General features: G+C 48.7%; 8 protein-coding genes. All 8 read right to left on the reverse strand.

The window, feature by feature from the left end; all coding sequences use genetic code 11:
• Window positions 1–17: 17 nt before the first annotated feature.
• On the reverse strand, window positions 18–908 hold the full coding sequence (locus tag J2Z66_RS32665; protein WP_245376007.1) for a carbohydrate ABC transporter permease: 891 nt from the start codon (window positions 906–908) through the stop codon (window positions 18–20).
• Between the two features lie 13 nt (window positions 909–921).
• On the reverse strand, window positions 922–1,842 hold the full coding sequence (locus tag J2Z66_RS32670) for an ABC transporter permease (RefSeq protein ID WP_312894887.1): 921 nt from the start codon (window positions 1,840–1,842) through the stop codon (window positions 922–924).
• A 132-nt stretch (window positions 1,843–1,974) separates the two neighbouring features.
• Window positions 1,975–3,546 (reverse strand): extracellular solute-binding protein, encoded by a 1,572-nt coding sequence (locus J2Z66_RS32675; protein WP_209976969.1) that lies wholly within the window; start codon window positions 3,544–3,546, stop codon window positions 1,975–1,977.
• 215 nt (window positions 3,547–3,761) lie between these two features.
• On the reverse strand, window positions 3,762–6,059 hold the full coding sequence (locus J2Z66_RS32680) for a helix-turn-helix domain-containing protein (protein ID WP_209976970.1): 2,298 nt from the start codon (window positions 6,057–6,059) through the stop codon (window positions 3,762–3,764).
• Window positions 6,060–6,918: 859 nt separating this feature from the next.
• A complete protein-coding gene (locus tag J2Z66_RS32685) occupies window positions 6,919–8,052 on the reverse strand; it encodes an S-layer homology domain-containing protein (protein WP_209976971.1) in 1,134 nt (377 codons plus the stop codon).
• Window positions 8,053–8,116: 64 nt separating this feature from the next.
• The gene (locus J2Z66_RS32690) at window positions 8,117–10,855 is read right to left on the reverse strand and encodes a cohesin domain-containing protein (RefSeq protein ID WP_245376008.1); all 2,739 of its coding nucleotides are present in this window, start codon (window positions 10,853–10,855) and stop codon (window positions 8,117–8,119) included.
• A gap of 38 nt (window positions 10,856–10,893) precedes the next feature.
• Window positions 10,894–12,594, reverse strand: coding sequence for a sialidase family protein (locus J2Z66_RS32695; RefSeq protein WP_209976972.1), 1,701 nt, complete (start codon window positions 12,592–12,594; stop codon window positions 10,894–10,896).
• 51 nt (window positions 12,595–12,645) lie between these two features.
• A complete protein-coding gene (locus J2Z66_RS32700; RefSeq protein WP_209976973.1) occupies window positions 12,646–13,551 on the reverse strand; it encodes a dihydrodipicolinate synthase family protein in 906 nt (301 codons plus the stop codon).
• Window positions 13,552–13,569: the final 18 nt, after the last annotated feature.

Genomic DNA, 13,569 nt, shown 5'->3' on the forward strand with positions numbered 1-13,569 from the left:
CATTCTTATATTTGGCCTCAACCCTTCAGTGAACCTGTTAAAACTCCCTTAACGAAATGCTTCTGCAAGAACGGATAGACGCAAATAATGGGCAGCGTTGTCACGATAATCATGGCGCCCTTCAAGCTTTGCGCCGTCGGCTTTACCGACAAATCGGCCATCATGTTCGCATTCAAATCCTGATTGGTCATCGAAAACACAATATTCCTCATCAGTACCTGGACCGGAAATTTGTTCACGTCCGTTATATAAATAACGGCATCAAACCAGGCATTCCAGTGCGCCACTGCATAGAAAAGGCCAATCGTGGCAAAAGTCGGCAAGCTGAGCGGAAATACAAGCTTCGTTAAAATTCGTAGGGGAGATGCGCCGTCAATGGTAGCGGACTCCTCCAGGTTCTCTGGAAGCTGGGCAAAAAAGCTTTTCATAATAAGCATATTCCAGGCACTGATTAACCCCGGCAAAATCATAACCCAGAACGTATTCGTCAAATGCAAGTATTTCATTAATAAATAATTCGGAATTAACCCGCCGCTAAACAGCATCGTTAAGAATACGAACATAATCAGCGCATTTCTGCCGGGCAAATTTTTGCGGGATAAGCCGTAAGCCAGCATGGCCGTAAACACCAGGTTTAACAGCGTGCCCACAACGACCCTTGCGATCGTAATCCCGTACGCATGATACAGCGTCGAACCTTGCGAAAGCAGCACACGATAAGCCGTAAAATCGATAGCTTCCGGCACAAGAATAAAGCTGCCTCTTCGAATCAACTCTGCCTCACTGACCAGCGATGTGGAGAGAACCGCTAGAAAAGGCAAAATAAACAACAAGGCCAGCAGGATCAAAAGAACATAATTACATATTTGAAATATGGTTTCCCCTATTTTAGAATTCGTGCGAACCATGCTCATCACCTTCCTACCAAATCCCTTCCTGGTCGAATTTTTTGGCCACATAATTCGCACTCAGGATTAGCGCAAAAGCAATGACCGATTTGAACAGCCCGACCGCAGCGGCGAAGGAATATTGCACTTCAACAAGCCCTTTGCGATACACGTAAGTATCGATAATATCTGACACTTCATAAACCGGAGGCGAATACAGCAGAAAAATTTGCTCGAAGCCGGCATCCATGATGCCGCCGATCGACAAAATGAACATAATGACGATAATGTGCCTCATGCCTGGCAGTGTAATATGCCAAACCTGACGAAGCTTGCCAGCCCCATCCATGCGGGCGGCTTCATATTGCTGGGGATCAATGCCGGCAATGGCGGCCAGATAAATAATCATGCCCCAGCCGACCTCTTTCCAGATGCCGGAAATAACGAGCATCGGCCGGAAATAATCGGTGCTGGACAGGAACGGAACCGACTCCATGCCGAGCTTCAGCAGCATGCCGTTGATGAATCCGCCGTCCGTAGTAAGCAGCGTGGACGCTAGTCCGGCAACCACCACCATAGACAGAAAATGCGGTAAGTAAGAAATCGTTTGGATCGTCCGCTTAAACACGATGCTGCCAATTTCGTTCAGCAGCAAAGCTAGCAGGATCGGGGCGGGAAAGCCAAAAATAAGCCTGTAAAAACTAATAAGCAGCGTATTCCCGGTAATGTTCCAGAAATAATAGGAATCAATAAAGCTCTTGAAATGCTTCAGGCCGACCCATTCCGCAGTAAAAATGCCTTCTACTCCGTCGAACGGCGCAATATCTTTAAAAGCTATAATCAGCCCATACATCGGTGTGTAGTGAAAGATAAGGAAGTATATAATGCCCGGTGCAATTAAAGCATAGTACAGCTTGTTTTTCTTCATTAAACTTAAGGCAGGATGTGTTTTCACTGGTCGCTCCTTTCCATCTAGCCTCTCCTCATAAGGACATAATTGAAGCTGCCGGTCAGCTTCGCTGCGCGGACCCGGACTCCCATGAACCCGCAGCGAAGCAAAGGCAGCCTGTCATATGCTGGTCATATCCTACTTGGCAGATTTTATTTTGTTGTATTCCTCTGTATAAACCTCGACCCATCTGTCCATTCCAGCCTTATTCAGCTCCTGCAGAAAGCTGTCGTATTCGGACATCGGTCTGGCACCCATAATAAACTTAATCGTTTGTTCTTCGATCATCCGAGTGATATCACCCAGCATCGGAACCTTCTCCGCAATGACCTTGGCATCAAACTTATGCTCAACATCGAACAGCCCGATTTTTTTGGAATACTTCGGATTCGTCAAATAGTCTTTGTAAAAACTGAATAGCGGTGCGCCTGAGGGGGCGACATCCCTGAACTGGACCGTGTAGGCAAACGAACCGGCGGTCACTAATTCTCCGACATAATCCTTATTCAGCTTCTCATACACCTTGTTTTCCTTATCTACCCATTTCCAGTGCTTGCCTTCAATACCGAAGAATGCGAGCATATAATTCTCAAGATCGGACTGCAGCCAGTTCATATATTTCATAGCGCCTTCCGGGTTTTGCGCATTCTTGCTGATCATATAACCGCTGGTGAAATTGCCGTTCATTGTCATCGTATTTCCCTTAGGTCCTTGAAGCTGGTCAGCCACTATATAGTTAGCTTCAGGAACGGTTTCCTGCAGGACAGATTGATTGCCAAGCGGCGCTGAATTCCATAAGGCTGCACCCGCCACCCGATTTTGTTTAATCAGTTCTATCTGCTGCTCCCACTTCATCGAGAAGGATTCCTTATAGATGTAGCCCTTTTTAAACCAATCAGCCATTTTCGCTACAAACTCTTTATACCCCGGATGGACGACAGGAAGCTGCACTTTGCCGTCAGCATCGACCCATTTGCCATACCCGACATCCATAAAGCCCGCAGCAAGAGAGTTATTCAAATCTGCATAGGAGGTCATCAGTGCAATCGTCTGGCCGTTGCCAGCAGGATCCTTCTCTTTGAATGTCTTGAACACGTTCTCTAATTCATCCATTGTAGTCGGCATCGGCAAATTTAATTGTTTCATCCAATCCTCGCGGAGAAAAACAGCGGTACCCGACATGGGCGGAATTTCAGGCAAGCCCCATATTTTCCCATCGTTAGTCGATAGGGCTTCCCACCCGCCGGTCCAATCCGCAGGCCACAGCTTCTTGCTGTCGGCTCCGTATTGATCCAGCAAATCATTAAGCGGCATCACAGCTCCATTGGACTGATGAAGGGCCATGGAGCCCTTGAAGATGTCCAGCTTTTCATTGGATGCGAGCAGAATGTTTAATTTATCTTCCTCCGAGCCCTTTGGCGGAATAATTGCATTGACCTCTATGCCCGTTTTATCTATGATCGCCTGGCGCACTTCTTCAATTGCCTCCGGCTTGCTGACATCCGCAGTAACCCCAAGGTTGCCCAGGTTCGCGTACACATACACCTTCTCAATCTTTTTGGCAGCTTCGCCACCGGCCGGACTTTCAGCAGCCGCTGCAGCTGGGCTTTTTTCTGCGGCATCATTCGTTTTTTTGGAAGAACAGCCCCCTGCGGCAAGCGCGAATGTACATAATAAAGCTGTCATGATAAGCCATTTTTTCTTCCCCATGTTTCACCCTCCATAATTGATTTCCCTAATAATTGAAAATAATTGAAGCCTGATGGATAAAGCGCTTCCACCATCTGCATGCACGTCGGCCGACATTTTGTGTGGATGGATGACCGTATTATAGCCCCGCAATGGCTGCCATGGATACGCCAAAGTTATGTGCTTGCAGCTATTTTCTTGTCATCCGCATATTTTTCGCCTTAGCCTTATTTGGTCTATTCTGAAGGTGTTTGCTGAATCCCGTGCATTTTCCTATATTCCCCAGGCGTTAATCCTGTACTTTCCTTAAATACTTTACTGAAGTAATTTGTTTTGTGATAACCGATCCTTTCGCCGATGTCCATAATCCGCATGTCGGAATCGACAAGCAGCTTTTTGCCATGCTCAATCCTTAATGCTGTTACATATTCGGAGAACGATTGTCCGGTATATTCCTTAAAGATGCGGCTGAAATAAGACGGACTGAGCTGCAGCTGATCGGCAATCGACGTAAGTGAAATATTGCGGCTAAACTCCACTTCCAGCAGCCGGATCGCTTGCGTAACATACTTGTTGTTTTTCTCGGTATAGGCCCGGCCCACATAGGCGGTAAAATCGTCAATGATGCCCTCGAACCAGGCTTTGATGTCTCCCAGCTCATTTTTTTGCAGCAGCACTTCAAACAAATTTTCTTTGCGGTACCAGGTTTTTTCGATGTCCAGCTTCAGCGCACTCGATGTTTCCAGCAAGCTGCCAAGCAAACGAATAAAAGCCTGCTGCATCTGGCGAAAATCCACCTTCGTATTTTGCTTCTGCAGATGCTTCACAAATTCGCCGAACATGCCCTGCGCCAGCTCTGTTTCCCCATTAATCAAATAGTTGTTAAGGGCGATCTCCTTGTCCTTCGGATAATCCAGAAGCGCAATTTGGTCCAGTGTGACGTCCCGGATATAGATGATATCGCTGTTCCCGGAAAGCATGCGGTAGCGCTGGGCTTCCTTGGCTTCTTCATAAGCCCGCTGTAAATCTCCGATCGCCGTGCAGTGATTTCCGATGCCGATCGTACAATGTATCCCGGGAAGCTGCTGGGTATCAAGTACAATCCGGTCGGCCAGCTCGAATATTTCCGTCATATGCGTAGCCTCAATGTTCATAATGACGACAAACTGATCTTCGATCAGCTCCATCACAATACGGCTGCGCTCCTTCGGGATGATGCCCTCCAGCATATCCTCGATATGCAGCTTATTCATTTTCGACAGCTCAACATCGATCTCTCCGCTGCCGTCCGTTTGCACAGTTACGACCATAAGCGCCAGCTCTTCCTGGGCGATGGGGATTTCCAGATAACGAAGCCTCTCAACCATTTCCTCATGGGTAAAGTGATTGGGGCGAAGCAGCGAATGAATAAACATTTTCTGATTGGCAGGCAGACTTTCCTTAAGCCGGATCTGCAGCTTGGTCTGGTTCTCGTAGGCCTCCTCCAGGCTGTTGCGAATAATTTTAAATTCACCGATTGTTTTTTGACCCGGATTTGAATCCTTGATTGCTATCTCTTTATTTTTAATGAACGATAATAAATGCTGGATAGGATAGTAAATATGCCGGGATGTTAGAAAAACAAGCACTCCGGTTGCGGCAATGAGCAATAGAGAGGAAAGAAGAATCAAATTCTTGATATTGTTTACACTTTCATAAATCTGATCTACCGCTGTAGCGCTAATAAACGTCCATCCCAGCAGCTCAGAGGTCGCATTCGTAATCAGTCTTTGTTTGCCCAAAATCTCGGCTTCAAATGAGTTCTGCTGTAAGTCAGCAATGTGCACTTGAAATTCCGGATCATTAATCATCGCTTCATTGACGGGATACTGGCGATCATAGAACATCAGCTTTCCACTGTTCGATCGCACAAAGAAAGCATAGTTGTCGCCCCTGATATACTTGGCAAAAATCGTGCTGTATACCTTTTCCGCATCCAGATTAATAACAATGTAGTTCCCCAGAACCGGAGACATATAAACGACTGGAATGACCTGTTTGATCGTACCATCCCTCTGCCTGGCATCCCTGAGCTCATTGATCAGCGGGTAGGAATGAATACCGGACGTGGACAGGCTCCAGGTATCATCGAAAAAGTTATCCATGGAGTATTGGGTTTCATCAGTTAAATATATGTGTTTGGCCTTGTCGTAGAAATAAACCGAGTGTATGAACTCGTTTGACTTCTTTAAAATTTGCAAGTACCATTGAACATTCGATTTACTGAACATATACGTGTATAGATCACGAAGATCCGTATCGCTATACGGCCCTTCCAGCGTTTCGTAGTAGCTGCCGCGCGGAAATTGCTCAAAATCCTTAATCGCCCCATTTAAAACCGTCTGCTGAAAAACCGTCCCGATTTGGTTGATGATCATTTCCATATTTTCAATGGTCTGCGTGAGGTAAATTTCATTAGATTTGCGCAGCTCATCCTGCATGATCGAAGTCGTGTTCCGATACAGCAAGGTGCTGATGATCAGAATCGGCAGCAAAGCTACAAGCAGAGTATACGTGAACAGCTTAATATAGAAATGCCTTTTTCTTGCGGAAAGCAGCCATTTTAGAATAGTTATCCATCCCTTCTAAACAAAATCACCCGGCCGTGTAACCGCTGACATAATTGTGTTCCTATTATAGCCTACGACCGTATCCGAGGAAACAGCAATTTCTTGCTGTCAACGCCAATTTGATGTCTTTTGGGCGACAATAATGTGAAGGTAAAACTGAAGAGGCCCTCTGCAATCGGGCGCAGCAATGAAAATAGAGCAGTTTCCCTAAAGGAAGCTGCCCTATAATCTTGATTTTTTATTTTATTCCATTTTTTGGCTCAACACCATAATTAGTTCCTGACAAATGAATGGATAGCTAAAACTGGAAAAACATCTGCCAATCCTGTACGGTTGAAAGTCCTACCCAACAACAAAAGAGGAATAGACCGTTGCAGAATCCGTATATCACAACGACGGAAGATATCTTCCAGATACGGAAAGGACCTGTCTCTAACGGTCACCGCTGACCTTTAGAGGCTGATTTTTACATATTCACGATTGTAATGGACATCCGCGACCATTAGAAGGCGGTTTTCCCCACAATCGCCCCCTTTTCAGCCTGTAAGGGGCATCCGTGACCGTTACAATCTCATTTCGCTGCATTTCCGCTTCTAACGGACTGCGGTGACTGCGGTGACCATTAGCGAACATGTTACCCTCGCCGATATGAAAATAGTTATGACAAGTACCGGGCCGCTATGAACCTGGCATTTTCGTAGAATTTAACCGCCATCGAAGGTTAGCTTGACTGTCAAGTACTGTTTATAGGTTGAGCCCATTTTTTTATATTTTTATATAAGTTTTAATTTAATACCATTAATAATCTCTTAAGCACAACAGCAGCTTCCGCCCTGGTTGCTAGACCTTGAGGTACAAAACTGGCGTCTGCTCTACCGTTCATAATCCCTAAACGAACTGCCAGATCAACATCCTTCATCGCCCAATCGCTTATGGAGCCAATGTCATGGAATTCCAGCACAATTGTCGTCGGCAGCTTCTCTACAGATACAGATACAGAGGCAGAGGCAGAGGCAGAGGCAGAGGTAGCGCCCGAGGCGTGAAGTTTCGCTCTCATGAGCATTACTGCCATTTCTTCCCGTGTAATAGGAGCCGCCGGGGCGAAGCTGATATTTGTCTTCCCCTGAATAATTCCTGCGGAATAGGCGCTGTTTACTGCATCCTCATACCAGGAGCCTTGTGCCACATCCGTAAAAGGACTTCTGGCTGTGCCTCCTGCTTTCAGATCCAGCGCCCTCGCTATTAATGCAGCGAATTGAGCTCTGGTTATACGAGCTTCCGGCACAAAATGCTCCTCATCCATACCTTCAATAATGCCTTTCGATGCAAGCAGCTCGATATCATCCTTTGCCCAATGGCCTTCTAGATCCAGGAAGACTTTTCGGGGAAGAAGCTTGGCATCCACTGTGACGCTTTTTCCTATTGTGTACATTTGATTGGATAAATTGTGGTCAAGCGCCTTTATCGATTCCCATCTCACCGTGGAATTCCCCTGCTTTTTGAGCTTGAAGGTCAGGGTGCCGATGATCATATCTCCACTTTCACCATTCACATTGCCGATTTTGGTGTGAGCGAAGGTGATCTCATTTTGATTGACAATGGGTGATACAGAGAAGCCCTCCATACTCGCCTTGGCTTCCACCAGCTCCAGATAGCCAGGATCAAAGGTAAACCCTGCTTCAAAGGCGTATAAATCTTTGATACTCTTTCCCCTCATAGTAAGGATGACCTTGCCATCTGCCGGTTTACCTGCCGTCCATTCAAACGATGGAGCCACTTCCGCATTTGCACTGACATTCGTACTCACACTCGCATTAGTGCTTCCACTTATATTTGCATTCGCAGTTGCAGGGACAAGCAAAGGAACAGGCACACCCAACGCGAGCATAACTATAAAAAGAATTATTTTACGATGCATACGGCCATCCTTCCTTTACGAGTATCAGTTAGTCTTGATCTGCTTTTCTACTTCTCTACTTCCATTACTCTGCAATTCGCCTGGCAACGGCCGCCAGATCCTCAATATCAATTTTCCCATCCTTATTCAGATCGGCCTGCTTCACTTGCTCCCAATCCGGGCTGCTGCTATTTTTACCATAGTTAGCGGCTACGATCGACAGATCACCCACGCTCACTTTGCCATCATGGTTGATGTCTCCAGGAATATTTCCCGAGCCTCCTGTTGTAACAAGCACACTGAGGGAAGACGATGCCGCTTCGCTCTCATTGCCTCCGGCATCCCCCAGCGTGGCACTTGAAATCGAGATTACGCCTGAAGCTGGCTGGGTCGCTGCCTTGGCCTTAAAGGTAAGCTCGACTATTTCCTCAGTACCTGTTATACCATGACCAGCACCTTCACTAGCTATAAGCAAACGCAGCTTTCCAACGGGCTCCTTAATGGTACGAACTACTTTTATCCCTGGCTTGAGGGATTTGGCCGATACAAATTCCATCACAGCAGGATCATAATCCAGCTTGATATCTTGCGCATATACACTCCCGGTAACACCGCTGAGTCCAACTTTAACCGTGAATTTATTGCCTGCCTGGACAGGGCTAACGCCAGTTATCGTCGTCTTCAGCTCAGCTGACGCAGGAGCTTCCTCATCCAGCACATAGAGCCTGCCTTCTCCTGGTGCAAAATCAGCCGATAAAACCCCTGTCCCCGCATTATAAGCTGTAGTTGTTTCCAACCCTGTCGTTTTCGATACTTCCTTGACAGAATCCGGCAATGTTGAGAGGGCAAAGCTCTGGGAATGGGAATTCTGCATATCTTTATTGACAACCATCACGTATTCTCTGCCGTCTTCATTCTCGAAGCGAGAAACAATCATCGGCATTTCCGGACCAGAACCCGATGGCTGCCAGAAATAGGAGGAAGGCAGCTCTTTGGTATTAGACGGCAAATCTCCGGTGTGATACACATCCTTGGATGTAAGCGATAGAAGCGCTGATCCAAGATTCAATACTTCTGCATTTAGATTTTTCGCCCATGTATACGAAACGTTTTTCGCTCCTCCAGGTAAAATCAACCCGTTGTTGAACCCGGAAAAAGGAGGCGTCTCATAGGTGAAGTAAATGATCCCCTTCGCTCCATAAGCGAGATTCGTGTAAACCTGATACTTCATCTCGCTTTCCGTTGGCAGCCGCAGACTGTTAGTGATGCTGACCGACTGGATGTACGACCAGAAGTTGACATCGCCTAATAACGCTTGCCGGCGGATGATTTCCAGGTTTTCGAAGTAAGCCTGGTTGTTCTGGCCATTGTACTGGAACGGATAGTGATCGAAAGCAACCACGTCCGGATTCAGCGCTACGTACTGGTTGACATAGTCTTCATACGCTCTTCCAATAATGGACTGGTTAACGGCGTAGTAAAAGTCCGCATCGATTGCAGCACCGTTCATATAGCCAGTTCCATCAGAAAACCAATCGTGTCCGTTCGCCGAACGAATAACATTTTCCACCTTATTATCTCCGCCGCCATTGTGTGTCAGCTCCCAATAATATGTCGTATCAGGACTGACTGTGGCATTTAGCGGAATAGAAATCCAAGTCTCTCCGTCAGCACCACCAATCGTCGTATCGGCAAGCAGCGTTTGTTTAGCCGGAGAATCCCACAACGATAATGTCAAATTTTCATCCGTACTCCAGGTAGTGTGGTCCAAATACAGACTGATGTAGTCAATATACGTCTCACTCGGTCTTGTCTTGAAGGTTTGGCCTAATGTCATACTGGAGGATACATTCTCGCCAGTATGATACCACATCATCCCTAACTGATAATGGGGGTCCGCATAGTTCGGGAACAGGTTGACGAAGTTAATAGAATCGGGGTCGGTCAACTTCAACCGGTCCGATGTTTCTTTAATCTGGGCATACATGGTAGCCGACGGTTCATCAATAATATTGTAACCCAGAACAGCTGGGTTGTTTTTGTAATGATTGGCGATTTCATCGATTGTCGCATCTAAAGGCCGTTCCCCATCCCAATAAGCAGGGCTGGAAAACTCGGCGTCAAACATCAGGTCGAACGGCTGAGCGACGCTATTTACATAAGCCTGCCCCCTTGTATACGCATCCGCGTTACTCGCTAAAATCCCGATCGGTTCGGTGCTGTCGGTGGTGAGCTCGTAATAATATTGGTAGTTATACACACCCCCGGCATAAATATCAAACGTAAGGTCTTGCGAAGTGAACGGACCTGTCAACGTTCTTTTCAAAGCAATGGGACCTCGGGCTGGAGAAGGGTAAACGACAACCGAAATCGACGCAGTGGTCGACAAGCTCGACTCATCCAGGCGTATCGAGAACGTACTGTGCCCGTTCCAGTCCCCCGAATAGAATGTTTGGCCTACTGGGCTGGTACTGGTAAGCTGCACGACCCTCCCAGTCTCCAGCTGCGTCACATGCTCCCGGCTGTTAAAATTCATCCTTCCGTCGTCCACAATCATCTTTAATCCATTGGCAGCCGCGTAATTAAGCGCCTTGTCCGTTTCATCGAACGTATCGACAAAGTTCGTACCTAGGATAAAATTGGCATTCATATCAGCGATTTCCGCATACTTGGCATTAGTCGTCTCCCAAGACGAGGGATTAAAGTGTATTCCGATGGGAAACGCACCGTTAACTGCAGGATTGGCGGCATGGACGGGTACGGAAACTGCAAATAGCGCCATGAAAACCAAAAATAAACAGAGCTTAATTCGTGCATTATTCATTCCAAATTCCTCCCAATATTTTATATATTGCACCCGAATTACATATCAATGCCGGAAACGCCACCGCGATGCGACTCTGCCTCCACCATCGCAATCGATAGCTGCTCACGTTTCCCGTTCGCGGACTCGACACATAGTGTGGCATAGCTGTAGCCGCCGGCTTCTCCCCGGATCGCTACGGTCTTACTCCCAGCACCTCCAGCCGCCGCCACATGCACAACCTGCTGCGCCACATCCCATGTGACGAGCAGCTCCTCCCACCGATCGGCGCTGCCCGCCAAATCAATGACTACGCACGGCTGCAGCACCTTCTCCGCAATTTGCCGTACAGCCTCGTCTCTGCTCGTATAATGCACCGGATCGATATAGAGCTCGCTCAGGATCAGCTTGGCACCGGCCAAGTCCGCTGCCGCCTTCATAGCGATCCGCAGACTTCCTGCGCTGCCGTAAGGGAAGTTGAGACTGGCTACCGCCGTTTCACTGCCTGGTTCGCTGCCTGGTTCGCTACCCGGTTCGCTGCCCGGTTCCGCTGCCAGACACATGACCGGCTTGCCATCCTCCTCGCTAAGCGATACACCGCTGCCTCCTATCGTCCAGGCGGCAAGGCCATGGGCAAACCGCTCCGTCATCGCGCGCTCTTTCAGAAACGCTGCAGAGAACTGCACAATTTTGGCATGCGGCTCAATCCAAGCCTCGCCGTCCTTGCTCTGCACGGTAAAATATTTCACCAGCACATCATCGCCGCCAAGTGCTGTCGGGAACGGATACGTAATGTGTGTATCGGCAGGGTCGTCCGTCCGCCTATGAACAATTTCGCGATAACCGTTCCAAGTGGCGCCGCCATCTTCGGAAATGGCCGCATGCATCGCTTGACGGGCGTAGCTGATGCCATCGTGAGACGGATAACCTGCGCAATGGTTCCATATTTTCACAAGGTTCCCGTTATCCAGCCGCACGAGTGAGCTCGGTGAATTGGAGGAACGGAATCCCGTCCGTTTCACTTCCCCCCACGAAGCCCCGCCATCCGCGGAGAGTGCATAATAGAAGTGACCGAGCGTTGTGCGGATCAGCATGAGCATGCTCCCATTGTCAAGTTCGCAGATGATCGGCTCCATCGCGCCGGATTCCACAAGCGTCTCACCGTCGGACACACTTAAATCGTTGGAGACTTGCCACGTCATCCCTTCGTCGTCGGAAAAAATCGTGCTGCAGACGAAGCATAAGCTTCCGCCGTCTCCACTCTGTACGATCGTCGAGAACGGCACGACGATGCGCCCGCCGGACGTCTGCAACACACTGTTGATCGCGCCGGTATATCGATCCAGACACATCACCTTCTGCGTGACCGCATTCGTGCCGTGAATATCATCCATGCGCGTATGCAGAATGTCTCCTTGGAAATCGTTATTCTCCCAGCTGTAGGTCGTGATGCGAATAGAGAATACGTGTACAAAACCATCACGGCTTTGCAGCAGATGTACCCCGCTTATCCAACCCGGCTGGCGGGGAAAAGAGACAATCGTTTCCGGGTCCGTCCACGTCCGGCCTCGATCAAACGATTGCCTTCCGAACACATAATGCGAGCTGACAGTGCGGTCGAGCGAATGGAGCGACTTCTTGGTCGCCCCCATGATCGTGAACAAGCTGCCGTCCGGCAAGATGATGACGGGACCGACATTATAGTTGCTGTCTTCGTAGAGCAGTTCGGCGACTGTGGAATGAATCATGTGTGATTGCATAGAAAATATCCTCCTCGATTAGACCCGGCGTTACATCCGGGTCTTTCGTATTCAACGCATCTTATCAAAAAAAAGCTTCAGCTTCTCCATCTGATCGTCCGTCAAGTTATCATACGGCGGCCGGCGCCACCGTTCGGCCACGCCGAACAGCTCCATCGCCCCGTGGATAACCGCGTCGAAGTCGGAGCCCAGCTCCGCAACCGTATCCATAAATGAAATATCATACACATTCACGATACGCACCGCTTCGCGGATATCGTTCGCCTGCACCGCCGCCCAATACTGATGCGCGATATCCGGCTTGAAGCGCATGTACATGGACAAATAGGCCTTAGCGCCGTAAGGCAGCGCGTCCAAATGATTTTCTTTCCTCCCGCCAGACAGGAACGTCCAGCGCCCTTCCACCATATGCGCCAGCCTGCGGCCATACGCTCCTACGATGTCGTCTTTGACAGCGACGATGCCGTTATTGCCCTCCACCAGCGTCTTGATCGCCGCAAGCGGAACCCCGACGCCTGGAGCGAGCGCTGTCACAACCATCACCGGCATTACATCGCTTATCCGGGTGAAATGATCGACCAGTGTCTGCGCCGTACTGGAGCCGGCCCAATGGGGCGCAAGCGGCATGTACACATCGACACCGATGTCTTTGCAGTAGCCGGCAAAACGGATCGATTCGCCCGTCCACCAATTCCCTGTGGCGACCACCAGCTTGCGCCCGGCGTTCTGCTCCACAACGACGCGAGTCACTTCGGCGATTTCGGCGTCCGTCAAGATGCTGTACAGGCTATCTCCGTACGTGAGCAGAATCGTGCCGCTGTCCGCTGTCTCCACGATAAAGTCGACGACATTCCGCAGCGCCTTGTAGTCGATATTGCCTCCCCGGTCGAACGGGGTGCTGACCGATGCGATCGGCCCCTTCAAATAAGTTTCCACTTTGTCTCGTATGTCCATCATCCGTACTCATCCTCCTTA

Origin of the sequence: Paenibacillus eucommiae (genome assembly GCF_017874215.1) — a bacterium.
Classification (GTDB): domain Bacteria; phylum Bacillota; class Bacilli; order Paenibacillales; family NBRC-103111; genus Paenibacillus_AI; species Paenibacillus_AI eucommiae.

Excerpts from the sequence above, each read along its gene's own strand:
- J2Z66_RS32685 (WP_209976971.1), bottom strand. The coding sequence starts at position 8,052 with ATGCATCGTAAAATAATTCTTTTTATAGTTATGCTCGCGTTGGGTGTG.
- J2Z66_RS32665 (WP_245376007.1), bottom strand. The coding sequence starts at position 908 with ATGGTTCGCACGAATTCTAAAATAGGGGAAACCATATTTCAAATATGT.
- J2Z66_RS32690 (WP_245376008.1), bottom strand. The coding sequence starts at position 10,855 with ATGAATAATGCACGAATTAAGCTCTGTTTATTTTTGGTTTTCATGGCG.
- J2Z66_RS32675 (WP_209976969.1), bottom strand. The coding sequence starts at position 3,546 with ATGGGGAAGAAAAAATGGCTTATCATGACAGCTTTATTATGTACATTC.
- J2Z66_RS32700 (WP_209976973.1), bottom strand. The coding sequence starts at position 13,551 with ATGATGGACATACGAGACAAAGTGGAAACTTATTTGAAGGGGCCGATC.
- J2Z66_RS32695 (WP_209976972.1), bottom strand. The coding sequence starts at position 12,594 with ATGCAATCACACATGATTCATTCCACAGTCGCCGAACTGCTCTACGAA.